Source organism: Rhodanobacter sp. B04, from assembly GCF_002001125.1.
In the GTDB taxonomy this organism is placed as follows: domain Bacteria; phylum Pseudomonadota; class Gammaproteobacteria; order Xanthomonadales; family Rhodanobacteraceae; genus Rhodanobacter.
In genome coordinates this window covers 246,810-269,019 of sequence record NZ_MUNV01000007.1, presented here as the reverse complement: position 1 = coordinate 269,019, position 22,210 = coordinate 246,810, and the positions used below count along the sequence as shown (strand labels likewise).

The window sequence follows — 22,210 nt, the reverse complement described above, 5'->3', positions numbered from 1 at the left end:
TGGAGAGGAGTGAGAAACGAGTATGACAAAAACCACCCGCTACTCACGCCTTCACTCGCACTCCACTTGCTCCTGCTCTCAGGCCCTGCCCGCGAACTCGCCGGTGAGCGTGTTCACCCATACCTTCTCATCGTTGCTGATGTACTCGGGCACCTGCACCTCGATGCCGGTGTTGAGCCTGGCCGGCTTGGTGCGCTTGGTGGCGCTGGAGCCCTTCATTTCCGGCGCGGTGTCGACCACGGTCAGGATCACGCTGCTCGGCACCTGCAGGCCGACCGGCGCCTCGTCGATCACCTGCACGTAATAGCCCTCGATGCCTTCGACGATGTAGCCGGCGTTGTCGCCGACCAGCTCCGGCGAGAGCAGGTACTGGGTGTAATCCTCGGCGTCCATGAAAACGAATGCGCCGTCGTCCATGTACGAGAAGTTCGCGGCGCGGCGCACCAGGTCCATTTCGCGCAACTCATCGTCGGCGCGCAGGCTCAGGTCGAACTTGCGCCCGCCCGGGATCGAATACAGGGTGAAGCGGAACGTGACGTTGCCGCCACGTGCGCTCGGCGAGCTGCGCTCGATGTCGCGCACCTGGTAGACGGTACCGTCGTGCTCGACCACGTTGCCTTTCTTGACGTCGGAAGCTTTCATAAGTTCAGGAGTGAGAAATGAGTAGTGAGGAGTGAGAGAAGGACAGCGAAGAGCGGCGGAGCGGGGAGGGCGAGCTTTCTCTTACTCCTCACTCCTCTCCACTCACTCCTCGTTACTTGGGTTGCAACCGCACGGCGCCATCGAGGCGGATCGTCTCGCCGTTGATGTAACGGTTGCCGAGGATGAAGGCCACGGTCGAGGCGAACTCGTCCGGCTTGCCCAGGCGCGACGGGAACGGGATCGAGGCGGACAGCGACTCCTGCACCTGCGGCGGCATGCCGTCGACCATCGGGGTCCAGAAGATGCCCGGCGCGATCGTCGCCACGCGGATGCCGAAACGTGAAAGCTCGCGCGCCATCGGCAGGGTCATGCCGACCACGCCACCCTTGGAGGCGGAGTACGCGGCCTGGCCGATCTGGCCTTCGTAGGCGGCGACGCTGGCGGTGTTGATGATCACGCCGCGCTCGCCGTCTTCGCCAGCCTCGTTGTTCTGCATCAGCGCCGCGCCGGCCTTGGCCACGTTGAAACTGCCGACCAGGTTCACCATCACGGTGCTGGCGAAGGTGTTCAGCGGCATCGCGCCGTCCTTGCCCAGCACGCGGCCGGCGCCGAGGATGCCGGCGCAGTTCATCACCACGTTGAGACCACCCATCGCCGTGTGTGCAGCGGCGACGTTGGCGACCACGCCGTCCTCGGAGGTGACGTCGGTACGGAAGAAGCGGGCGGCGTCGCCCAGTTCCTTCGCGGCAGCCTGGCCCTTCTCCTCGTTGACGTCGAACAGCGCGACCCTGCCGCCTTGCGCGACGAGGTGCTGCGCCACCGCGTGGCCGAGACCGGAGGCGCCGCCGGTGATGATCGCCTTGACCTGATTGAGCTGCATGGGAGTCCCTCTGGATACCTGAAACACGAATGGTAACCGAGAGGCATGGCGACCACGAAGGGCCGAGGACCAAACGTGAAGGCCATTCACCGGAACGTTCACGCGGTCTTGGGGGGCGAGCGGCGATGTTGCAGGCAGGGCAGCGATGCCTCGGATGCCTCCTGCTCAGGCGACAACGCCGCACGGTTCGCGGAAATCCCGGAGCAGCACGGTTCCTCAAGGCTTTACGCCATCACCGAACGGAGTGTTTTTAATGAAGAAGCAATTGGGTACGTGGTTGATCTGCGGCGCATTGATGATGTCGGCCTCGGCCGTGGCGGTGGCTCAACCCGTGGGGCAGGATCATCAGGAACAGAGCCATCGCAGCATGTCCGAGCGCGGTCATAATGAAGGCTGGTACAAGAAGGGTGGCCATATGCCGACCGAGTACCGTGGCGGCTCTTATGCCGTGACCGACTGGCACAGCGAGCACCTGCGTGCGCCGCCGCGCGGTTATCACTACGTGCGCAGTGACAACGGCGATTTCATCCTGGTCGCCATCACGACCGGCGTGATCGCCAGCATCATCGCCGCGCAGCATTGATCCGTTACCTGCATCTGCCCATGTGGCGAATGCAATAAATGGCAGGCCCATCGAGAGATGGGCCTGTTCTGCGTATGCAGGCACGATGCCGAGCCATGTCGACGCAGTGCCCCTGCAACCGCCTTGGGGTAGCGTTCAGTCTGGGAGAGGGCTCGATTGTTCGCGTTCAGCAATGAGAAGTCAGGCTCTGATCGTGGCAGCCCTTGGGGTGTCCAGCGCAGCAGCGCCTCTTTAACTACATGGGGAGAAATGAATGAAAAAACATCTGACCTTACTTGCTGGCGGCCTGATGCTGATCGGGCTGGCTGCCGTCGCGGCACCGGCTCCCCAGCGCGGTGACCAGGGCCAGCAGGACAACCAGGATTGGCATGACCATCATGACAAGCACGATGATCAGGGGGACCACGGCCATGACAGAGGCCGCGATGATCATCGCGGCTATGACGACCGTCGCGGCTATTACGTGAGCCACGACCGTGGCCGGCACGAGGGTTGGTACAAGAGGGGCGGCTATGTACCGGTCGAGTATCGCGACCGTCGCTATGTGGTCGACGACTGGCGCGTGTATCACCTGCGCCAGCCGCCCTATGGCTATCACTACGTACGTGGCGATGATGGCCAGTTCCTGCTGGTGGCGGTCGCCACGGGCGTCATCGCGGACATCCTGTTGTCCCATTGAGTCAGGGTGACGCGGTCGATCCGGCTGGCCGTGACCGGCCGGATCGACCGTCTGCTTGCACGGTGGCAGCTACGTTACGCACCCCAGCAATGACTGCAGATGTGGCCCTGCCAGTCGTGCGAACGGTGTCACTGTCGGCGGCGGGTTCGACGGTGCCTGCAACTCCTTCTGCCACACGCCCACGTCCCACCATTGCCCCAGCTTGTAGCCGCACTGCCGCCACACGCCCACGGCAGAGAAACCCATCGCTTCGTGCATCGCCACGCTGACGGTGCCGGGCAGGGTGATCACCCCAACAGCCTGGGTGATGCCCTGCAGTTGCATCACGTCCAGCAGCGTGCCGTAGAGCCGGCGCGCGATGCCACGGCGATGCGCATCGGCGCGCACGTAGATCGAGGTTTCGGCAATCCAGTCGTAGGCTGCCCGCTCGCGGAAGCGGCCAGCGTAGGCGTAGGCCAGCACGTCGCCGTCCTCTTCCCATACCAGCCACGGGTAATGCAGCAGACGGGCGCGGATGCGCTCGCGCATCGCCGCCACGCCGGGAAGTTCGGTCTCGAACGTGGCTACGCCGTCGGTGATCGAGGGCGCGTAGATCGCGTGGATGGCGGCAGCATCTTCGTCGCGGGCGATGCGGATCATCTGAATTCAGCCTTCAGCATTTCAGGTATTTCCAGTTGCGTGGTTTGCCTTCGGCCAGCCATTCCAGGGTGGTGGCGATGCGCTTCTGGCGAGTGGCGTCGGTCTTCGCCTCGCCGATCCAGTCGACGTATTCGCGCTGTGCGCCGGGGCTGAAGCGGGCATAGGTCGTGCGCGCGGCGGCATGTTGCTTTTGTGCGAGCAGGGCGGCGAGATCGTCCGGCAAGGACGGCGCGGGCTTCGCGGCGGCTTTCGGGCGCGCTAGCTTCACGCCGGCCTCGTTCAACGCCATCGCCTTCCGGATGTGCGCGGCGAGTTCCTTTTTGGACGGCAGATCCTTCAGTGTGGTGAGCTTGCCGAACTGGCCCATGCCGTCGTCAGCCGCACCGCCGACGACTTGCCTGGACAACCAGAAGCCGAAGCCGCAGTGCTGCTTGAACGCCGCCATCATGCACATCGGCGCGTTGCGATAGCTGAAGAACGGCATGCTCCATTTCAGGCTTTCCTCGACCTCGGGACAGGCGGCATGCACCACCGCGCGCAGGTGTTCGAGGATCGGTCGGGCGAACTCGGCCGATTTGGCGATATAGGCGTCGATGCGTGGGTCGTGACTGCTCATGGCTTGCTCACAGGTCACGGATGAAGAAACGGTCGCAACTGAAATGGCCGGTACCGCCCATCGGCGCGCACAGAGCAGTGAAGCCGCTGCGCTTGTACAGAGCCTGCGCGGCATCCATGCCGGTCAGCGTTTCCAGATAGCAACGGGCGAAGCCGAACGTTCGCGCTGCATCGAGGCAGCGCAACATCATCGCGGCGCCTGCACCGATGCCGCGAGCCTGCGGCAGGAAATACATCTTGCGCAGTTCGCACAAGTCCGGCTCGGCGTTCTCCAGCGGTGCGATGCCGCCGCCACCGACCACCACGCCATCTCGCTCGACCACGAAGTAGCTTGATCGCGGTTGCGCATAGGCTTCGTACATGCTGTCCACCTCGGCATCGTGGATCGCGAAGCCGGGGCCGTCGGCACCGAACTCGGGCATCACGCTGCGGATGATCGCAGCCATCGCCGTGTTGTCACGTGACTCGATCGGGCGGATATGGAACGTGTCGTTCATGGCGAGGCTGCGGGGCTGCGGTAGGAGATGCCGTCCTTCATCACGAAGACGGGATGGGCGAGGGCGTCGATCTGCATGCTGGGGTCGCCGGTGAACGCGGCGAGGTCGGCAGCCAGGCCCGGTGCGATGCGGCCGAAATGTTGCGACTGGCGCAGGATCTTCGCGGCCACGTCGGTGGCCGCATGCAGTGCCTGCGCCGGCGTCATGCCATTGGCTACCATCGCGGCGGGTTCGCGCCAGTTCTCGCCATGCGCGAACACACCGACGTCGCTGCCGTTGCCGATCGTCACGCCGAGCTTCAGCGCCGTGCGGAACGCGCGCTCCGCGTCGCGCATGCGTGCCGTCGGCTCGCTCTTGCCCGGCACGTAATGCTCGAAATATTCGGCGGTGGACTCGACCGCAGTCAACGTCGGCTCGTACGCGGCGCCGTGTTGCTTGAGCAGCTTGAAGGTGGCCTCGCTGGCGCCGTAGCCGTGCTCCACGCTGTCCACGCCGGCCTCGACCGCCATCCGCACGCCGGCATCGCTGGCCGCATGCACGGCCACGGGCCGGCCGATCTGGTGCGCGGTATCGACCAGCGCCTTCAGTTCCGCAGGCGTGAAGGTGGGCACGGTGGTGCCATCCGGGCCGACGCGATAGTCGCCGTAGATCTTGATCCAGTCGGCACCGCGCGCGGCCTGCTCGCGCACCGCCGCCATCGCGGCATCGACGCCGCTGACTTCCTGCGCGCCGCCGGGCAGGTCGAGATCCGGACGGAAGCCGCGCGGACCCGGTCCGTAACTGGCGGTGGCGACGATCGCGCGGGTGGCGACGAACAGGCGCGGCCCGGGAATCAATCCTTCCGCGATCGCGCGTTTGACCGACACGTCGGCATAGCCGGCACCTTCGGTGCCCAGGTCGCGCAGCGTGGTGAAGCCGGCCAGCAGGGTGGCCTTCGCATGCGCGGCCGCTTCCAGCGTGCGGTAGTCCTGCGCTTCGGTCAGCACCTGATCGTTCCACAGTGTCTCGTTGTACGGATGCAGGAACAGGTGCGAATGGAGATCGATCAGGCCAGGGGTCAGCGTGGTTCCCGGCAGTGCGACGTGCTGGGCGCCGGCTGGCGCGCCGATCGATGCCGCCGGGCCTGCCGCGACGATCACGCCGTCGTGCACCAGCACCGCCCAGCCGGTATGCGCGGCATCGCCATCGCCGGTCCACACGCGATCGGGCAGCAGCAGCCAGTCACCTTTCGGCGCCAGCGCGGACGCGGGCAGGGCGCACAGCAGGAGCCACAGCACGGCTGCGTGTCGCCACCAGGCCATCCATCCAGTACGCATCGTCCACCTCGTCAAATCGAGGTTCGATGATAGCGACGCGGCCCGGCTTTTCGCGAGCGTTTACGCCGCCGTGCGGGCACGGGTGACGCGGCTGGCGGTATCCTTGTGCAGCTGCGCGGCCAGCCACGCGCCGGTGGCGACCAGCAGGTCGAGGTCGATGCCGGTACTCATGCCCATGCCATGCAGCATGTAGACCACGTCCTCGCTGGCGACATTGCCGGTGGCGCCCTTCGCATACGGGCAGCCGCCGGTGCCGGAGACCGAGCTGTCGAGCACGCGCGCGCCTTCCTCCAGGCAGGCGAGGATGTTCGCCAGCGCCTGGCCGTAGGTGTCGTGGAAGTGCACCGCCAGCGCGCCGATCGGCACCTCCTGCGCGACCGCATGCAGCATCGCGCGCGCCTTCGCCGGCGTGCCGACGCCGATGGTGTCGCCCAGCGAGATTTCGTAGCAGCCCAGCTCGTACATCCGGCGTGCCACGCGTACCACCTCGCCGACCGGTACTTCGCCCTGGTATGGACAGCCGAGTACGGTGGAGACATAGCCGCGGACTTTTACTTCGTCGGCCTGGGCCTGTTCGATTACCGGAATGAAGCGCTCGATCGACTCGTCGATCGTGGCGTTGATGTTCTTGCGGTTGAATGCCTCGGAGGCGGCAGTGAAGATCGCGATCTCGGTGGCGCCGACTTCGCGCGCGCGCTGATAGCCCTGCAGGTTCGGCACCAGCACCGGATAACTCACGCCGGGCACTTTGCGGATGCCCGCGAAGACTTCGGCGGCATCGGCCAGCTGTGGCACCCACTTCGGACTGACGAAGCTGGTGGCCTCGATGGTGGTGAGGCCGGTGGAGGAGAGGCGGTCGATCAGCGCGATCTTCACGTCAGCCGGCAGCTGTGTCTTCTCGTTCTGCAGGCCATCGCGGGCACCGACTTCGACGATACGGACGTGGTTGGAAGCGTTCATGCGTGACTCCGGGGGAAGTGTCGTCATCCCGGCGAAAGCCGGGATCCAGCGCCTTTGTGCCCTTGCGGAGTCACTGGATTCCGGCTTTCGCCGGAATGACGGCGGTTAAATCAGGCGTCGGCGAAACGCACCAGCACGGCATCCGCCTCGACGAACTCGCCCTGGGCAGCGCTCACGCTCTCGATGGTGCCGGCACGTGGCGCCTTCAAGGCCAGCTCCATCTTCATCGCTTCCATCACCAGCAGTTCCTGGCCTTGTTCGACGATGTCGCCCGCCTTGGCCTTGACCAGCACGATGCGGCCGGGCATCGGCGCAATGACCTGGTTGCCGCCGGCGGCGTCCTTCGACTCCCAGGCGAACGCAGCGGCGCGTGCAAAGCTGTAGCGCTGGCCATGCGCGTCGTGCAGCAGCACATGTGCTGCGTCGGTGCGCAGCGGCACACGCAACGATTCGCCATCGAAACGGGCACTCAGGCTGTCCTCGAGAAGGCGCGCGCCGCGTACCTCGCAGCTCGTTTCGCCATGGCGCAGTTGATAGCTGCCATCGTGGCCATGCGCCTCGATGTCGTGGCGCTGCTCGCGCAGGGTCAACGCGACGATGCGCTTGCCGGCATGGCCGATGCGCCACGCGTCGGTGCTGGCCCACGGTGAATGTGGATCGGTTCTGGAGGTGCTGACGTTGCGCTCGTCGTGGAGCAGGGCGGCGGTGGCGGCGGCGAACAGGACCTGGTCCGCAGGCAGCACGTCGCCGACCAGAAACTCTTCCAGGTGGCGATCGAGATAGCCGGTGTCGATGCGGCCTTCGACCACGGCAGGATGGCGCGCGAGCCGCTCGAGAAAGCCGATGTTCGATTTCGGCCCGACGATCTCGCTCGCGGCCAGTGCCTCGCGCAGCCGTTGCAGTGCCTGCGTGCGGTCGACGTCGAACACGATCAGCTTGGCGATCATGGGGTCGTAGAAGATCGTCACCGTGTCGCCTTCGATCACGCCACCGTCGAGGCGCACATGTTTCGATGGTGCAGGCAGGCGCAGCGTCTGCAGCTTGCCGGAACCGGGCAGGAAGTTCTGGTCCGGGTCTTCCGCGTACAGGCGCACTTCGATCGCGTGGCCGTGCGCATGGACCTGCTCCTGGCGCAACGGCAAGGATTCGCCGGCGGCGACGCGCAGCTGCCATTCGACCAGGTCCAGCCCCAGGGTCAGCTCGGTGACCGGATGCTCGACCTGCAGGCGCGTGTTCATTTCCATGAAGAAGAACTCGCCGCTCTGCGCGACGATGAATTCCACCGTGCCGGCACCGACATAGTCGACCGCCTTTGCCGCGGCGACGGCCGCTTCGCCCATGGCCTTGCGGCGAGTGTCGTCGAGGAACGGCGAGGGCGTTTCCTCCAATACCTTCTGGTAGCGACGCTGCGCCGAGCATTCGCGCTCGTTGAGGTGGATCACGTTGCCGTGGGTGTCGCCGAACACCTGGAATTCGATATGCCGCGGATGCTCGACGTAGCGCTCGAGGATCACCCGCGTATCGCCGAACGAGCTGGCAGCCTCGCGCTGCGCGGAAGCGAGCGCGTCGGCAAACCCGGCCTCGTTGCGCACGATGCGCATGCCCTTGCCGCCGCCGCCGGCCGCGGCCTTGATCATCAGCGGGAAACCGGTCTTGCCGGCCTGCTCGGCGAGGAAGCCGGCGTCCTGGTTCTCGCCGTGGTAGCCGGGCACCAGCGGTACGGCGTGCTGTTCCATCAGCGCCTTGGCGGCGGCCTTGGAACCCATTGCGTCGATGCTTTCCGGGCGCGGGCCGATGAAGGCGATGCCGGCGTCGGCACAGGCGCGGGCGAAGCCGGTGTTCTCGGAGAGGAAGCCGTAACCGGGGTGGATCGCCTGTGCGCCGGACTTTTTCGCCACCTCGAGAATGACGTCGCCGCGCAGATAGGAATCGGCCGGTCGGGGGCCGCCGATCGGCCACGCCTCGTCGGCCAGCCGCACGTGCTGCGCATCGCGATCGGCTTCCGAATACACCGCGATGGTGTGGACGCCGAGCCGGCGGCAGGTGCGGATCACGCGGCAGGCGATCTCGCCGCGGTTGGCTATCAGTACGCGTTCGAACATGCGAAATCCTTGGAGCCGTTCGTGTCGATGCAAAGCCACTAAAACTAGCAGATTGCGGTGCCGCCGCCGATGCGCGGCGCAGCATGGAGGCGCCGTGCGCGGTGGGTAGCAGCGGCTATCGGAGCACCCGCCATCCCGGCCATGCGGCGATGTCGATGACGGGACGGTTCATGCGTATCTCGTGCAGGGAAGGCAGCCACCGATGAGCATCTTGAAGCACTCATTGTGCCGCGTTGCCGACCCATGCCGGCGCGCGCTTGTCGAGGAAGGCGCCGAGGCCGTGCTGGCCTTCCGCCGACACGCGCAGGCGGGCGATCAGTTCGGCATTGGCCGTGTCGATGCGTTCGGCTTGCGCCAGATCGGCGCCGCCGATGCGCAAGGCCAGTTGTTTCGCTTCGCGCTGCGCCTGCGGGCCGGCCTTGGCCAGCAGATACAGCTGGCGCTCGATCGCCTCGTCCAGTTCGCTAGCCGACACCACGGCATGCAGCAGGCCGATCCGCGCGGCGACGTCGGCCTCGAACACCTCGCCGGTGATGAACAGCCGGCGCGCCTCGCGCAGGCCGATCGCGGCGATCACGTACGGTGAGATCACCGCCGGCACCAGACCCAGCTTCACTTCCGACAGCGCGAATTTCGCGGTATCCACACCGATCGCGATGTCGCAGCAGGCGACCAGGCCCACGCCGCCGCCATAGGCGGCGCCGTTGACCCGTGCGATGGCCGGCTTGGACAGGAACTGCAGGTTGCGCATCAGCCGCGCCAGGCGCAGCGAGTCCTCGCGGTTTTCCTGCTCGCTGGCGCCGGCCATGCCGCGCATCCAGTTGAGGTCGGCACCGGCGGAGAAGCAGCTGCCGTTGCCGCTCAGCACCACCGTGCGCACGGCCGGATCGGCGTCGGCCTGCGCCAGCGCCTCGGTGAGGGCGGCGATCAGCGCGTCGTCGAAGGCATTGTGGACCTGCGGGCGGTTCAGGGTGAGCCAGGCCACGGCGCCGCGGCGTTCGCTCAGGATGGAATCGGTCATCGGTCGTCCCCGCAAAGAGCCCCATGATAAACGCTGCCCATTGCCGGGACGCAGCCCTGCTGCAGTAATGCGACCAAAGAGTTACAATGCGAACAATTCTTATTTGTGAAGCCGCCCGTGCGTCTGTCCGAATTGCCCAAAGGTGCTCCCGCCGTGGTCGACCGCGTGCACGATGCGCATGCGGCGGATCCGATTGCGCAGCGCCTGCGTGACCTGGGTTTCGTCGATGGCGAACCGGTGCGGGTGGTGGCGGTGGGGCCGATGGGCGGCGATCCGGTGCTGATCCAGATCGGCTACACGCGCTTTGCCTTGCGCCGTGCCGAGGCGGCCCGGGTCAGCGTGCGCAGCGAGGTGGCGGCATGAGTGCGTCGACCCTGCGCATCGCCCTGGTCGGCAACCCGAACTGTGGCAAGACCGCGCTGTTCAACCAGCTCACCGGCGGCCGGCAGAAGGTGGCGAACTACGCCGGCGTCACCGTGGAGCGCAAGGAAGGCCGTTTCACCGCGCCATCCGGTCGGGTGCTGCAGATACTCGATCTGCCGGGTACCTACAGTTTCGAGGCGAACAGCCCGGACGAGCAGATCACCCGCGACGTCTGCGCCGGCAACTACCCGGGTGAGGCGGCGCCGGATCTGATCATCTGCGTGGCCGACGCCACCAACCTGCGCCTGCACCTGCGTTTCGTGCTGGAGGTGAAACGCCTCGGCCGGCCGGTGGTGCTGGCGCTGAACATGATGGATACGGCACGCCAGCGCGGCATCGTCATCGACGTGCCGGAGCTGCAGCGCCGGCTCGGTCTGCCGGTGGTGGAGACCATCGCGGTGAAGCGTGGCGGCGCCAAGGCGCTGATCGAACGGGTTGACGGCGAAGTGCCGACGGCGGCGCCGGCACAGCCGGACGATGCAGCCAGCCGTGCCGACCTGCATGCCCAGGTCCGCGACATCCTGGCCGCGACGGTGGCGATGCCGCGTGCCACGGCGGAGCTCGACGATGCGCTCGATCGCTGGGCGCTGCATCCGGTGTTCGGGCTGCTGATCCTTGCCGTGGTGATGTTCGTGGTGTTCCAGGCGGTGTACTCGATCGGCAAGCCGATGACCGACGCGATCGGCGACGGCTTCGGCTGGATGGGCGTGCATGTCGCCACGCTGCTGCCGGCCGGGCCGCTGCAGAGCCTGGTCACCGACGGCCTGTTCGGCGGCCTCGGCACCGTGCTCGGCTTCCTGCCGGAAATCCTGGTGCTGTTCCTGTTCATCCTGACCCTGGAAGAGTCCGGCTACCTGCCGCGCGCGGCGTTCCTGCTCGATCGCCTGATGCTGTCGGTGGGGCTGACCGGGCGCTCGTTCATCCCGTTGCTGTCGAGTTTCGCCTGCGCGATCCCCGGCATCATGGGCACGCGCAGCATCCAGGACCCGCGCGACCGCCTGGCGACGATCCTGATCGCGCCGCTGATGACCTGTTCCGCGCGCCTGCCGGTGTATGCCCTGCTGATCGGCGCCTTCATCCCGATCCGTCATGTGTTCGGCGTGTTCAACCTGCAGGGCATCGTGCTGTTCTCGCTGTACCTGGCGGGCATCCTCGGCGCGATGGCGGTGGGTTGGGTGATGAAGCGGATCCGCGGCGACAAGAGCGAACATGCGCTGCTGATGGAACTGCCGTCGTACCGGATGCCCAAGCTGCGCGACGTGGCGATCGGGCTGTACGAGCGTGGCGGGATTTTCCTGAAGCGCCTGACCGGCGTGATCCTCGGACTGACCGTGCTGATGTGGTTCCTGTCCACCTTCCCGTCGGCGCCGGAAGGCGCCACCCTGCCGGCCATCGATTACAGCTTCGCCGGCTACATCGGGCGCGGCCTGCAATACATTTTTGCGCCGATCGGCTTCAACTGGCAGATCAGCCTGGCGCTGATCCCGGCGTTCGCCGCGCGCGAGACCGCGGTGGCCGCGCTGGCGACCGTCTATCTGGTCGGCGGTGAGGCGGCCGGTGGACTGGGTCATGCCCTGGCCGGGCAGATATCGCTGGCCAGCGCGCTGTCGCTGCTGGTGTGGTTCGCCTATGCTCCGCAGTGCATGTCCACGCTGGCGGTGATCCGTCGCGAAACCAATTCCTGGCGCAACGTGGCGATCTCGTTCAGCTACATGTTCGGCATGGCCTACGCCGCATCGTTCATCGTCTACCAGGTGGCGAGGATGCTGACATGAGCACGAGCCTGCTGGTGCAATACGTGGTGATCGGGCTGGTCGTGCTGGCCAGTGCGCTGATCGTGTTCCGCAAGCTGGCGCCTCAGCTCACCAACCGCTGGCTGGCGGCAGCCTCGATCCGCTTCAGCCGGCCGGGGCATGCCGCCTGGCTGCGCGCCTTCGGGCAACGCCTGCAGCCGAAGCAGGCGACCGGCAATTGCAGCGACGGCTGCAGCACCTGCGGTGCCTGCGGGCCGAAGCCGCCGGCTGCTGCCAGAGCCGACGCGATGCCGTTGGAATTTCGTACGCGGCAGTGAAGCGGCGACCCTGCAGGGAGCCTCGAAAAACCCTCGAACGTCCGTCACTCCAACGAAAGCCTGAGGCGCTTTTCAACGGCGGATGCCGGTCATCCGTGCATTGGCTATTGGAGGTCTTGGAGTCGCTGGATCCCGGCCTTCGCTGGGATGGCGCAAAAAAATGGAGTCATTCGCGGCTACTGCACAGAAACACGAACGAAAAAGCCGGCTTGCGCCGGCTTTTTGGTGCAACTCGAATCGCGCCCCGGCTTACGCCAGTTCGCGGATCTTCGCGTTGAGGCGGCTCTTGTGACGGGCAGCCTTGTTCTTGTGGATCAGGCCGCGGGCGGCGTAACGATCCATCACCGGCTGGGCGACGGTGAACGCGGCGATTGCGCCGGCCTTGTCCTTGGCCTCGATGGCCTTGACGACCTTTTTCAGGGCGGTGCGGACCATGGAGCGGGCGCTGATGTTGCGCAGGCGGCGCTGCTCGGACTGGCGCGCGCGCTTCTTCGCGGACTTGATGTTGGCCAAGGTAGAACTCCGGAATGCAGTGTTGAGGTTGGAAAAAGACGCCAATTATGCGGTCGATTTGCCGCTGCGTCAATCATTTAGGCGCCCGATTGACGCCTGTGCCCGGCTGGCGGGTGATCGTGGCAGCCGTGACGCCCGCATTCTCGCATATCCTCAGGGATGGCCTGGATAACTCGTCATCCCGGCGAAGGCTGGGATCCGGCGTCTCTCGCACCCTGCAACCGCACTGGATTCCAGCTCTTGCCCCTGTTCGGGGTTCGCTGGAATGACGACGAAGATTTATTCAGATCCATACCGAAGGCCTGCCGCGCCGGCGGTTTTTCTTCAACAGTGATGAGGTGAACTGGGATATGGAGGGCAGCTTCGCGGCATATCGATGCGCGGCATGTCGGTCGGCACGATGTCCGTCGCCCATGCGTCCTTAACGCCACCGTTGCGCCCGTTATACTCACGCAATGATGAGACTTTCCAGGGATATCGCGGGTGCTTGCCTGACGCCACGCGGTAGCGTGATTGCGGTCGGCGCATTCGATGGCCTGCACCGCGGACATCAGGCCTTGCTGACGCAGGTGTGCGAGCGCGCCCATGTGCTGGATGGCAGCCCGGTCGTGGTGAGTTTCGAGCCGCTGCCACGGGCCTTCTTTTCCGTCGAACCGCTGCCGCGCCTGTCCAGCGTGCGCGAGAAACTGCGCGGTTTCGCGGCGGCGGGTATCGAGCACAGTCTGCTGCTGCGCTTCAACCGGGCGCTGACGACGATGTCGGCCGAGGATTTCGTCCACCGCGTGCTGGTCGAGCGACTGGCGGCGCGCGAGGTGTGGGTGGGCGGCGATTTCCGCTTCGGGCACAAGCGCTCCGGTGATGTCGCGTTGCTGGAGCGCATGGGGGCGAAGCTCGGCTTCGCCGCGTGCACGATGCCGCCGGTACAGATGGACGGCGCGCGGGTCTCGGCCAGCCGGATACGCGCGCTGCTGGCTGCCGGCGAATTTTCCGGCGCCGAGCCGCTGCTGGGCCGGCCGTTCGTGATCGACGGCAAGGTGGAATACGGCAATCAGCTGGGTCGCACGCTGGGCTATCCGACCGCCAACATCCACCTGCAGCAGCGGGTCAGCCCGGTGCACGGCATCTTTGCGGTGCGCGTCGGCTTGGGTGAGGGCGAGTGTAGCTGGCCGGGCGTGGCCAGCCTGGGCGTCCGGCCCACCGTGAACCAGGTCAGCGAGCCGCTGCTGGAAGTGCATCTGTTCGATTTCGACGGCGACCTGTACGGCCAGCGCATGGCCGTGGAGTTCGTCGCCAAGCTGCGCGACGAGCTGAAGTTCGACGGGCTGGAGCCGCTCAAGGCGCAAATGGCACTGGACTCCCGCCTGGCGCGCGAGCTGCTGGGCATGAATCCGCGGCTGGTCGAGGCGTAGTCGACGCCGAACCAGTGTTTCGGTAAACGCGCCAATCCATTAAGTTTGAACTCTTTGTCCGCCGGCTGGCGGACGGCAACACTTCAGTGACGGCATCCAGGCAATGACCCACGATTACAAGAGCACGATCAACCTGCCGCAGACGGATTTCCCGATGCGCGGCGACCTGCCCAAGCGCGAGCCGGCGTGGCTGGCCGAGTGGGAGCGGATCGACCGCTATGCGCAGATCCAGCAGAACACCGCCGGTCGCGACAGCGTCTTCGTGCTGCACGACGGGCCGCCGTATGCGAACGGTTCGATCCACATCGGCCACGCGGTCAACAAGATCCTCAAGGACATCACGGTCAAGTCCAAGCTGCTGGCCGGCCATCGCGCGCCGTACGTGCCGGGCTGGGATTGCCACGGCCTGCCGATCGAGATCGCGGTGGAGAAGAAGTTCGGCAAGCCGGGCGACAAGCTCGATGCCGCCGCGTTCCGGCAGAAGTGCCGCGAATACGCGGCCGAGCAGGTCGATGCCCAGCGCACCGACTTCAAGCGGCTTGGCGTGCTCGGCGACTGGCAGCGGCCGTACCGCACGATGGATTTCAAATACGAGGCGGACATGCTGCGCGCGCTGGCGCGCATCGTGTCGAACGGTCACGTGGTGCGCGGCGCCAAGCCGGTGTACTGGTGCTTCGACTGCGGCTCGGCGCTGGCCGAGGCGGAGATCGAGTACGGCGACAAGGTGTCGCCCGCGGTCGACGTGGCTTACGACGCGGTCGATCCGAAAGCGCTGGCATCGAAGTTCGGCGTGGATGCGGGCGACGCGATCGCCGCCATCCCGATCTGGACCACCACGCCATGGACGCTGCCGGAAAGCCAGGCGGTGTCGCTCGGCGGCGGGCTCGAATACGCGCTGATCGAAGGGCCGTCGCGCGACGGCAAGCGCGTGCTGCTGGTGATCGCCAGCGCGCTGGTCGACAAGGTGGCGCAGCGTTACGGTCTCGAGTCCGTGGCGGTGCTCGGCCATGTGGCCGGCCAGGCGCTGGAAGGCCTGAAACTGCACCATCCGTTCTACCCGCGCGAAGTGCCGGTGATCCTCGGCGAGCATGTCAGCGCCGAGGACGGCACCGGCGCCGTGCATACCTCGCCCGACCACGGCGTCGAGGATTTCGTGGTGGCGCGCGAATACGGCATCGGCCTGCTCAACTACATCGAGTCGCGCGGCACCTATCGCGCCGACACGCCCGCGGCCGACGGGCTCGAGCTGGCCGGCATGCACATCTGGAAGGCCAACGACGCGATCGTCGAGCTGCTGCGCCGCCGCGGCGTGCTGCTCGCGTTCGCGAAGATCGAGCACAGCTACCCGAACTGCTGGCGCCACAAGACGCCGGTGATCTACCGCACCACGCCGCAGTGGTTCGTCTCGATGGAACAGGCGGATCTGCGCAAGACCGCGCTGGCCTCGATCAAGGACGTGCGCTGGGTGCCGGGCTGGGGCGAGGAACGCATTGCCGGCATGGTCGCCGGGCGCCCGGACTGGTGCATCTCGCGCCAGCGCACCTGGGGCGTGCCGATCGCGCTGTTCGTGCACAAGGCCACGCAGGAGCCGCATCCGGATTCCGTGGCACTGCTGGAACAGGTCGCGAAGAAGGTGGAGCAGGGCGGCGTCGATGCGTGGTTCACGCTGGATGCGGCCGAGCTGCTCGGCGAGCAGGCGGACGACTACGAGAAAGTCACCGACGTGCTGGACGTCTGGTTCGACTCGGGCGTCACGCACTTCGCCGTGATCGGCCAGCGCCCGGAACTGCAGCAGGGCAGCGCGTCGCAGTACAAGGTGATGTACCTGGAGGGTTCCGACCAGCATCGCGGCTGGTTCCAGTCGTCCTTGCTGACTTCGTCGGCGATCCACGGCCGCGCGCCCTACGACGACGTGCTCACCCATGGCTTCGCGGTGGATGCGAACGGCCGCAAGATGTCCAAGTCGCTCGGCAACGTGGTCGCGCCGCAGAAGGTGATGGACACGCTTGGTGCCGACATCCTGCGCCTGTGGGTGGCCTCGGCCGACTACCGTAACGAGATGACCGTCTCCGACGAGATCCTCAAGCGCGTGTCGGACAGCTACCGGCGCATCCGCAACACCGCGCGCTTCCTGCTCGGCAACCTCGACGGCTTCGATCCGGCGAAGCACCTGCTGCCGGTGGAAGACAGCGTGCTGCTCGACCAGTGGGCGGTGCAGCAGGCGCATGACGTGCAGCAGACCGTGCTGGCTGCCTACGAGCGCTACGACTTCCCGGAGATCGTGGCCCGCGTGCAGAACTTCTGCACCAACGAGCTGGGCGCGCTGTACCTCGACATCACCAAGGACCGGCTGTACACCATGCCGACCGACAGCCGCGGCCGGCGCAGCGCGCAGAGCGCGATGTACCGCATCGCCGAGGCGCTGGTGCGCTGGCTGGCGCCGGTATTGAGCTTCACCGCCGAGGAAATCTGGCAGCAGCTGCCGGGCGAGCGTGGCGACAGCGTGCTGTTCGAAACCTGGTACGACGGGTTGGCGGCGACGCAAGCTTCGCCCGCGCAGCGTCGCTACTGGTCCGATCTGCTGGCGATCCGCGATGCCGCTTCGCGTGTGCTGGAAGGCATGCGCAAGGGCGAGCAGATCGGCGCGGCGCTGGAAGCGAAACTGGCGATCCATGCCGACGAGGCCACCGTGGCGCGCTATGCCGCGGCGGCCGAGGAACTGCGCTTCTTCTTCATCACCTCCGACGTGCGCCTTGATCTGGCGGGTGGCCAGCCGGACAGCGCCGTGCTGACCGAACTGGAAGGCGCCGATGCATGGGTGTCGGCCACGGTCAGCGATGCGGCCAAGTGCGTGCGCTGCTGGCATCGTCGCGACGATGTCGGCAGCCATGCCGCGCATCCCGAGCTGTGCGGCCGCTGCGTCGGCAATGTCGAAGGCCCCGGCGAAACGCGTCGCTGGTTCTGAGTCGCCGAAGCCCCTCTCCCGTCGGGAGAGGGGCTGGGGGTTCGGCTGTACCCCAGCCTCGGCTTCGCCCGAACCCTCATTTGCCCCTTTGGGGCACCTTCTCCCAGAGGGAGAAGGAAGCATGTACATGAGACCTCTTATGACCACCAAACCCAATGCACTCATCTGGCTGTGGCTGTCCGCGGCGGTCATCGCGCTCGACCAGCTCAGCAAATGGTGGGCGGTGCAGGCGTTGCAACCGATGGGCGTGCCGCATGCGGTCATTCCCGGATTCCTGAACTGGACGCTGGCATTCAACCGTGGCGCCGCATTCAGTTTCCTGGACGATGGCAGCGGCTGGCAGCGCTGGTTCTTCGTGCTGCTGGCGCTGGTGATCAGCGCGGTGCTGGTGGTGTGGCTGGCACGCACGCCGCGCCGGGACTGGCGCACCGGCATGCCGCTGGCCATGATCGTCGGCGGCGCGATCGGCAACGTGATCGACCGCCTGCATGCCGCACAGGTCACCGACTTCATCCAGGTGTATTTCCGCCAGTGGAGCTATCCGGTGTTCAACCTGGCCGACTGCGGCATCACGGTCGGTGCCGTGCTGCTGATCGCGTTCGGGCTCTTCGCCGGCAAGCCGGCGGGCAGCGTGCGATAATCAAGGAACGAGAAAAGTCGTGAGCGAGAAACGAGTGGCGGTGACGACCTCTCGTTTCTCACTCCTCATTGCTCACTCCCGAGAACTGAATGGACATCCTGCTCGCCAATCCCCGCGGCTTTTGCGCCGGCGTCGATCGCGCCATCGCCATCGTCGAGCGTGCGCTGGAATCGTGGGGCGCGCCGATCTACGTGCGGCACGAGGTCGTGCACAACCGCTACGTGGTCGACAAGCTGCGCGCCGACGGCGCGGTGTTCGTCGAGGAGCTGCATGAGGTGCCTGATGGCGCCACGGTGATCTTCAGCGCGCACGGCGTGTCACAGGCGGTGCGCGAGGAGGCCGAGCAGCGCCACCTCAAGGTATTCGATGCCACCTGTCCGCTGGTCACCAAGGTGCACATGGAGGTGGCGCGTCTGGGGCGCATCGGCCGCAGCGTGGTGTTGATCGGCCATGCCGGCCACCCGGAAGTCGAAGGCACCATGGGCCAGTGGAATACGGCCAACACCGGCGAGATCCTGCTGGTCGAATCGCTGGAATGCGTGGACACCCTCGCGCCGAAATTCCCGCATCAGTTGTCGTACGTCACCCAGACCACGCTGTCGGTGGACGACACCAAGGCGATCATCGAAGCCTTGCGCAACAAGTTTTCCGACATCGAGGGCCCGCGCAAGGACGACATCTGCTACGCCACGCAGAACCGCCAGGATGCGGTACGCCGGCTCGCCGATGCCGTCGACCTGATGCTGGTGGTCGGCTCGGTCAACAGCTCCAACTCCAACCGCCTGCGCGAGCTGGCCGAAAAGCAGGGCGTGCGCTCGTTCCTGATCGATGGCGCCGAACACATCGAACGCAGCTGGCTCGACGGCGTCAAGCGCATCGGCCTCACCGCCGGTGCCTCGGCTCCGGAAAAGCTGGTGCGCGACGTGATCGCCCGGCTGCAGTCATGGGGTGCCGGTGAAGTGCACGAGCTGGATGGCGAGCCGGAGAACATCACGTTCGCGTTGCCCAAGGAACTGCGTGTGGTCGGCGGCAACAGCGCAGCCAGCCTCTGATGCAGCCCTCTACATTTGCATTGATGGCGACCGAGGTCTGGCCTTGGCGAACGCCATCAAACACCACAAGAGGCAACGCGGCCAGGCAAGACCGAGCTTCGTGCTTGCGTTGAACATGCGCCGCACCGTAAAATCCGCGGCTCTTTGCCGGAATAGCTCAGTTGGTAGAGCGGCGCATTCGTAATGCGTAGGTCGTAGGTTCGATTCCTATTTCCGGCACCAGACTTCAAAGGCCCGCGCAAGCGGGCCTTTGTTTTTCCGGGCGTGCCTGCAATGACGGCGTGAATGACTCGTCATTCCAGCGAACGCTGGAATCCAGCGTCTCAAGCGCCTTGCAGAGGCACTGGATCCCGGCTTTCGCCGGGATGACGGGCTAAAGGCTTATTCAGACCATCCTCAGTCGATCACGCCACCAGGGCGACATGGGGCTGGCGCTGCGCCGGCGCGCGCCCTTCCGCGGCGTGACTGCAATCACCTTCCACGAGCCGCCAGCCGCCGCTTGTCGGGCAATTCCTACCGCCGGTCGGCTCGGGTCTGGTCAGGGTCGGGTGGATGGTTACAGTGCGCACGAGGGGTATCAGGGAGAATTCCATGCAAGTCTTGTCGCGTCAGCGGGGCGTCTCGTTGATCGAGGTGATGATGGCCGTGCTGATCTTCAGCATCGGCCTGCTCGGACTGGCCAGCCTTATGGTGATGGCCACACGCTCCAACCATGCGGCCTACCTGCGCACGCAGGTGGTTTTTCTCGCCAACAACATGGCCAGCCGCATGAGCGCCAACCCTGCCGGCGTCTGGAACGGGAGCTACAACAGCAATGCTTACCCGGTTGCCGCGGCCAGTGCGGGCTGCGGCTCGGGCAGTGCCTGTGGCTCAGCGGCATTGGCGACGCATGACCAGCAGATGTGGAGCAGCCAGTTGCGAGTATTCCTGCCCAGTCCCAAAGCCGCAATTTCATGTACCGGTGTCGGTGCCGTTGGCTATAACCCCACGTCGCAGATCAACTATCGCCCCCCTTATGGCGGCACCTGCCAGATGACTATCGAGTGGACCGAGACGGCCACCGGCAATCAAGCCACCCAGACCGCGGGCGCGATCACGCAGAACTTCACCTGGAGCTTCCAGCCATGACGGTGCTTGCCATGGGACATGCGGTTTTGCGTCGCCAGCGCGGCGTCACCCTGATCGAATTGATGGTGGCGATGGTGCTGGGCCTGTTGGTCGCGGCGGGCATCGTGACGGTGTTTTCCTCCACTTCGAGCAGCAACAAGTCGCAGACACAGCTGGCACGACTACAGGAGGAGGGGCGTTTTGCGATCAGCCGCCTCGGCAGCGATCTGCGCATGGCCAATGGCCAGTACTGCACCAATTCCGGCGGCACCGCCCTGGCGGCTTCGGGTGGCCTTTATCTGGATCACCTGCGTACGCCTTATGTGTATGCCAAGAGCCTGCTGGGCACGGCGGCGGGCGCCGACAGTGGCGCACTGCACGACCTCACCACGCTCTGGGCGGCCACCAGTGGCGGGGTCACCTATCCGGCTGCGCCCACGGCGCCGTACAGCATGCCGTCGTTCCTGTATATGCGTGGCTACGACTGCGGGCTCACCAGTGCCAGTTGCACCCCAATTGATCCCACCACGGCTGGCCTGCCGGCGATGGGCAAGGCGATAGGCGATCGTGTCATAGGCTCCTCGGTCATCACGGTGCGTTATGTCAATCCTTCCAGCGGCTGGTCGATTGGCAGCTCCGGAGGCAGTTCGATTGCAGCCTCTTCCAGCACGGGGGCGATCACTTCGATCACCCTGAAGCCTCTCAGCTCGGAATTGCCGGCCAGCCATTTTGCGGCAGGTGATCTTGCCATGCTGGCCGATTGCTCCAGTGCGGAGATCTTTGCGGTAACCAATGCGGCCGGCGTACTGACGCCCGATAGCACGAAGAATTTCACGGGCAGCACCCCGGCCGCGCAGCAACCCGAAGCAGCGCCCACGTTGTTCGATGTCAATCAAGACCTGCAGTCGGTCACCTATTACCTCAAGGTGGTTGATGCGGGTAACGGTTTCACGACAGGGGCACTGATACGCCGGGTCAACGGTGGCGATACGGCGTACGGTGTCGGCGAAGAAGAATTGGTGCGTGGCATCGAGCGAATGGATTTTCTGTACGGTGTGCAGGATGCCACCGGCAACACCAGTTTTCTCACGGCCAGCCAGATCGAGGCCTCCACCAGTTGCCCGCCGTCCGAGCTCAACGCGGTAACGACGACCGGCTGCCTGTGGCGCGCGGTCACCAGCATCGAGGTCAGTGTGCTGATGGATGGGCAGGTGCCGTTGTACACGCTCGACAGCAACGACCTGAACTACGTCTACACCATCGACAGCACCACATCGGCGCCACCTAGTTCGGCTACTCATACAGTCAAACCCAGTGACCAGGGTTTTGTCGATCAGCTGCTACGACGCCAGTTCACCGCGCTGGTGGCGGTACGCAATTACAACCCGTAATGCATCGCAGACCATCGCGAGAATAGCCGGTGGAAAGCGAGTCAATGGAGCAAACCATGTCGATCCCGAGCCAACAGCTTTCCTTGCACCGATCGCCGCGAACGCAGCGCGGCGCAGTGATGGTCGTCGCGCTGATCTTTCTGCTGCTGCTGACCATCCTGGCGATCAGCGCTTCGGGTCGTTCACTGCTGCAGGAGCGCATGGCCGGCGGCCTGCGCAACGCCCAGCAGGCGGAAATGAGTGCACAGACCGCGCTGCGCGGCGCCGAATGGAAGTTGTGGACCGCCACCAGCAACATCGGCGCGCACCTCAGCTGCGGCACGGGCATCTTCACGGATTGCTATATCTACAACCCGGCCAGCCCGATCACCAATGTGACCAACTTCCGCACCTCGCAAGGCTGGGTGACCGCCGGCGCCACCACGTACAAGGGTTACGGCGGCAGCACCGATTACACCGCGATCGCAGCGGCAGGCCAGACCGGCAATCTTTCCAAGAACCCGCTGTACATGATCGAGGACCTGGGCGTGGAACTGCCGCCAGGGGTCAGCGGCAGCCTGCATGAATCGGGCGCCACGGGTTCGGGCGGCAGCGGTTACACAAGCACGACCCGGCACATCTACCGCATCACCGCCCGTGGCGCCGGCGCCAATGACAACACCGTGCGCGTGCTTGAAAGCACGTTTGCCGCCAAGAGCAATTGAG

General features: G+C 65.6%; 22 protein-coding genes and 1 tRNA gene. 13 read left to right on the top strand and 10 right to left on the bottom strand.

The features are described from left to right. Nucleotides 1-78: 78 nt before the first annotated feature. Together yeiP and B0E46_RS05870 are read right to left on the bottom strand one after the other, a co-directional pair. On the bottom strand, nucleotides 79-642 hold the full coding sequence (gene yeiP, locus B0E46_RS05875; protein WP_077554838.1) for an elongation factor P-like protein YeiP: 564 nt from the start codon (nucleotides 640-642) through the stop codon (nucleotides 79-81). 112 nt (nucleotides 643-754) lie between these two features. Next, nucleotides 755-1,522, bottom strand: a complete 768-nt coding sequence (locus tag B0E46_RS05870; RefSeq protein ID WP_077554837.1) for an SDR family NAD(P)-dependent oxidoreductase — start codon at nucleotides 1,520-1,522, stop codon at nucleotides 755-757. 253 nt (nucleotides 1,523-1,775) lie between these two features. Here B0E46_RS05870 and B0E46_RS05865 point away from each other — a divergent pair, with 253 nt between their 5' ends. Next, nucleotides 1,776-2,105, top strand: a complete 330-nt coding sequence (locus tag B0E46_RS05865) for an RcnB family protein (RefSeq protein ID WP_077554836.1) — start codon at nucleotides 1,776-1,778, stop codon at nucleotides 2,103-2,105. A gap of 253 nt (nucleotides 2,106-2,358) precedes the next feature. Next, nucleotides 2,359-2,784: an RcnB family protein gene (locus B0E46_RS05860; protein WP_077554835.1), complete on the top strand. Its 426-nt coding sequence runs from the start codon at nucleotides 2,359-2,361 to the stop codon at nucleotides 2,782-2,784. Between the two features lie 69 nt (nucleotides 2,785-2,853). On the opposite strand, the gene B0E46_RS05855 is transcribed toward B0E46_RS05860, so the two are convergent. The 7 genes from B0E46_RS05855 to B0E46_RS05825 form a co-directional block, all read right to left on the bottom strand. Next, nucleotides 2,854-3,423, bottom strand: coding sequence for a GNAT family N-acetyltransferase (locus tag B0E46_RS05855; RefSeq protein ID WP_077554834.1), 570 nt, complete (start codon nucleotides 3,421-3,423; stop codon nucleotides 2,854-2,856). A gap of 13 nt (nucleotides 3,424-3,436) precedes the next feature. Next, nucleotides 3,437-4,039 (bottom strand): YdeI/OmpD-associated family protein, encoded by a 603-nt coding sequence (locus B0E46_RS05850; RefSeq protein WP_077554833.1) that lies wholly within the window; start codon nucleotides 4,037-4,039, stop codon nucleotides 3,437-3,439. A gap of 7 nt (nucleotides 4,040-4,046) precedes the next feature. Next, nucleotides 4,047-4,535 carry a GNAT family N-acetyltransferase gene (locus tag B0E46_RS05845; RefSeq protein ID WP_077554832.1) on the bottom strand — a complete coding sequence of 163 codons (489 nt, stop codon included), beginning with the start codon at nucleotides 4,533-4,535 and terminating at the stop codon, nucleotides 4,047-4,049. Next, nucleotides 4,532-5,851: an amidohydrolase family protein gene (locus tag B0E46_RS05840; RefSeq protein ID WP_077554831.1), complete on the bottom strand. Its 1,320-nt coding sequence runs from the start codon at nucleotides 5,849-5,851 to the stop codon at nucleotides 4,532-4,534. The genes B0E46_RS05845 and B0E46_RS05840 overlap by 4 nt, the downstream gene beginning before the upstream one ends. 60 nt (nucleotides 5,852-5,911) lie before the next feature. After that, on the bottom strand, nucleotides 5,912-6,811 hold the full coding sequence (locus B0E46_RS05835; protein ID WP_077554830.1) for a hydroxymethylglutaryl-CoA lyase: 900 nt from the start codon (nucleotides 6,809-6,811) through the stop codon (nucleotides 5,912-5,914). A gap of 110 nt (nucleotides 6,812-6,921) precedes the next feature. Further along, the gene (locus B0E46_RS05830; RefSeq protein ID WP_077554829.1) at nucleotides 6,922-8,913 is read right to left on the bottom strand and encodes a biotin carboxylase N-terminal domain-containing protein; all 1,992 of its coding nucleotides are present in this window, start codon (nucleotides 8,911-8,913) and stop codon (nucleotides 6,922-6,924) included. A gap of 220 nt (nucleotides 8,914-9,133) precedes the next feature. After that, nucleotides 9,134-9,934 carry an enoyl-CoA hydratase/isomerase family protein gene (locus B0E46_RS05825; protein WP_077554828.1) on the bottom strand — a complete coding sequence of 267 codons (801 nt, stop codon included), beginning with the start codon at nucleotides 9,932-9,934 and terminating at the stop codon, nucleotides 9,134-9,136. A 117-nt stretch (nucleotides 9,935-10,051) separates the two neighbouring features. Between B0E46_RS05825 and B0E46_RS05820 the strand changes: the two genes are divergently transcribed. From B0E46_RS05820 to B0E46_RS05810, 3 genes are read left to right on the top strand one after another with little or no spacing between them, the layout of a single operon-like run. Further along, nucleotides 10,052-10,297 carry a FeoA family protein gene (locus B0E46_RS05820; RefSeq protein WP_077554992.1) on the top strand — a complete coding sequence of 82 codons (246 nt, stop codon included), beginning with the start codon at nucleotides 10,052-10,054 and terminating at the stop codon, nucleotides 10,295-10,297. Then, the gene (locus tag B0E46_RS05815) at nucleotides 10,294-12,132 is read left to right on the top strand and encodes a ferrous iron transporter B (protein WP_077554827.1); all 1,839 of its coding nucleotides are present in this window, start codon (nucleotides 10,294-10,296) and stop codon (nucleotides 12,130-12,132) included. The genes B0E46_RS05820 and B0E46_RS05815 overlap by 4 nt, the downstream gene beginning before the upstream one ends. Next, entirely contained in the window at nucleotides 12,129-12,428 is a 300-nt protein-coding gene (locus tag B0E46_RS05810; RefSeq protein WP_077554826.1) for a DUF6587 family protein, read from the top strand. The genes B0E46_RS05815 and B0E46_RS05810 overlap by 4 nt, the downstream gene beginning before the upstream one ends. Nucleotides 12,429-12,677: 249 nt before the next feature. Here the strand turns inward: B0E46_RS05810 and rpsT are convergent, their stop codons facing one another. Beyond that, nucleotides 12,678-12,941: a 30S ribosomal protein S20 gene (gene rpsT / locus B0E46_RS05805; protein WP_072760571.1), complete on the bottom strand. Its 264-nt coding sequence runs from the start codon at nucleotides 12,939-12,941 to the stop codon at nucleotides 12,678-12,680. 455 nt (nucleotides 12,942-13,396) lie between these two features. On the opposite strand from rpsT, the gene B0E46_RS05800 reads away from it, so the two are divergent. From B0E46_RS05800 to B0E46_RS05765, 8 genes are all read left to right on the top strand, one after another. Continuing rightward, nucleotides 13,397-14,350 carry a bifunctional riboflavin kinase/FAD synthetase gene (locus tag B0E46_RS05800; RefSeq protein WP_077554825.1) on the top strand — a complete coding sequence of 318 codons (954 nt, stop codon included), beginning with the start codon at nucleotides 13,397-13,399 and terminating at the stop codon, nucleotides 14,348-14,350. Between the two features lie 103 nt (nucleotides 14,351-14,453). Continuing rightward, complete coding sequence (gene ileS / locus B0E46_RS05795; protein ID WP_077554824.1) at nucleotides 14,454-17,315, top strand: isoleucine--tRNA ligase; 2,862 nt, start codon at nucleotides 14,454-14,456, stop codon at nucleotides 17,313-17,315. A gap of 139 nt (nucleotides 17,316-17,454) precedes the next feature. Continuing rightward, nucleotides 17,455-17,955, top strand: coding sequence for a signal peptidase II (gene lspA, locus B0E46_RS05790; RefSeq protein ID WP_077554823.1), 501 nt, complete (start codon nucleotides 17,455-17,457; stop codon nucleotides 17,953-17,955). A gap of 89 nt (nucleotides 17,956-18,044) precedes the next feature. After that, complete coding sequence (ispH, locus tag B0E46_RS05785) at nucleotides 18,045-19,007, top strand: 4-hydroxy-3-methylbut-2-enyl diphosphate reductase (protein WP_077554822.1); 963 nt, start codon at nucleotides 18,045-18,047, stop codon at nucleotides 19,005-19,007. Nucleotides 19,008-19,153: 146 nt separating this feature from the next. Then, a tRNA-Thr gene (locus tag B0E46_RS05780) sits at nucleotides 19,154-19,229 on the top strand. 369 nt (nucleotides 19,230-19,598) lie between these two features. Continuing rightward, on the top strand, nucleotides 19,599-20,135 hold the full coding sequence (gene pilV / locus B0E46_RS05775; RefSeq protein WP_168171143.1) for a type IV pilus modification protein PilV: 537 nt from the start codon (nucleotides 19,599-19,601) through the stop codon (nucleotides 20,133-20,135). Next, a complete protein-coding gene (locus tag B0E46_RS05770) occupies nucleotides 20,132-21,505 on the top strand; it encodes a PilW family protein (RefSeq protein ID WP_077554820.1) in 1,374 nt (457 codons plus the stop codon). The genes pilV and B0E46_RS05770 overlap by 4 nt, the downstream gene beginning before the upstream one ends. 56 nt (nucleotides 21,506-21,561) lie before the next feature. Beyond that, nucleotides 21,562-22,209: a PilX N-terminal domain-containing pilus assembly protein gene (locus tag B0E46_RS05765; protein ID WP_168171142.1), complete on the top strand. Its 648-nt coding sequence runs from the start codon at nucleotides 21,562-21,564 to the stop codon at nucleotides 22,207-22,209. The last annotated feature ends 1 nt before the right edge of the window (nucleotide 22,210 follow it).

Bases quoted from the DNA above. Each gene is read 5' to 3' on its own strand.
- B0E46_RS05845 (WP_077554832.1), bottom strand. From the start codon at position 4,535: ATGAACGACACGTTCCATATCCGCCCGATCGAGTCACGTGACAACACG.
- lspA (WP_077554823.1), top strand. From the start codon at position 17,455: ATGACCACCAAACCCAATGCACTCATCTGGCTGTGGCTGTCCGCGGCG.
- B0E46_RS05835 (WP_077554830.1), bottom strand. From the start codon at position 6,811: ATGAACGCTTCCAACCACGTCCGTATCGTCGAAGTCGGTGCCCGCGAT.
- B0E46_RS05800 (WP_077554825.1), top strand. From the start codon at position 13,397: ATGATGAGACTTTCCAGGGATATCGCGGGTGCTTGCCTGACGCCACGC.
- B0E46_RS05850 (WP_077554833.1), bottom strand. From the start codon at position 4,039: ATGAGCAGTCACGACCCACGCATCGACGCCTATATCGCCAAATCGGCC.
- yeiP (WP_077554838.1), bottom strand. From the start codon at position 642: ATGAAAGCTTCCGACGTCAAGAAAGGCAACGTGGTCGAGCACGACGGT.
- B0E46_RS05815 (WP_077554827.1), top strand. From the start codon at position 10,294: ATGAGTGCGTCGACCCTGCGCATCGCCCTGGTCGGCAACCCGAACTGT.
- B0E46_RS05770 (WP_077554820.1), top strand. From the start codon at position 20,132: ATGACGGTGCTTGCCATGGGACATGCGGTTTTGCGTCGCCAGCGCGGC.
- B0E46_RS05855 (WP_077554834.1), bottom strand. From the start codon at position 3,423: ATGATCCGCATCGCCCGCGACGAAGATGCTGCCGCCATCCACGCGATC.
- B0E46_RS05840 (WP_077554831.1), bottom strand. From the start codon at position 5,851: ATGCGTACTGGATGGATGGCCTGGTGGCGACACGCAGCCGTGCTGTGG.
- ispH (WP_077554822.1), top strand. From the start codon at position 18,045: ATGGACATCCTGCTCGCCAATCCCCGCGGCTTTTGCGCCGGCGTCGAT.
- B0E46_RS05810 (WP_077554826.1), top strand. From the start codon at position 12,129: ATGAGCACGAGCCTGCTGGTGCAATACGTGGTGATCGGGCTGGTCGTG.
- B0E46_RS05765 (WP_168171142.1), top strand. From the start codon at position 21,562: ATGTCGATCCCGAGCCAACAGCTTTCCTTGCACCGATCGCCGCGAACG.
- B0E46_RS05830 (WP_077554829.1), bottom strand. From the start codon at position 8,913: ATGTTCGAACGCGTACTGATAGCCAACCGCGGCGAGATCGCCTGCCGC.
- B0E46_RS05865 (WP_077554836.1), top strand. From the start codon at position 1,776: ATGAAGAAGCAATTGGGTACGTGGTTGATCTGCGGCGCATTGATGATG.
- B0E46_RS05825 (WP_077554828.1), bottom strand. From the start codon at position 9,934: ATGACCGATTCCATCCTGAGCGAACGCCGCGGCGCCGTGGCCTGGCTC.
- pilV (WP_168171143.1), top strand. From the start codon at position 19,599: ATGCAAGTCTTGTCGCGTCAGCGGGGCGTCTCGTTGATCGAGGTGATG.
- B0E46_RS05870 (WP_077554837.1), bottom strand. From the start codon at position 1,522: ATGCAGCTCAATCAGGTCAAGGCGATCATCACCGGCGGCGCCTCCGGT.
- B0E46_RS05860 (WP_077554835.1), top strand. From the start codon at position 2,359: ATGAAAAAACATCTGACCTTACTTGCTGGCGGCCTGATGCTGATCGGG.
- ileS (WP_077554824.1), top strand. From the start codon at position 14,454: ATGACCCACGATTACAAGAGCACGATCAACCTGCCGCAGACGGATTTC.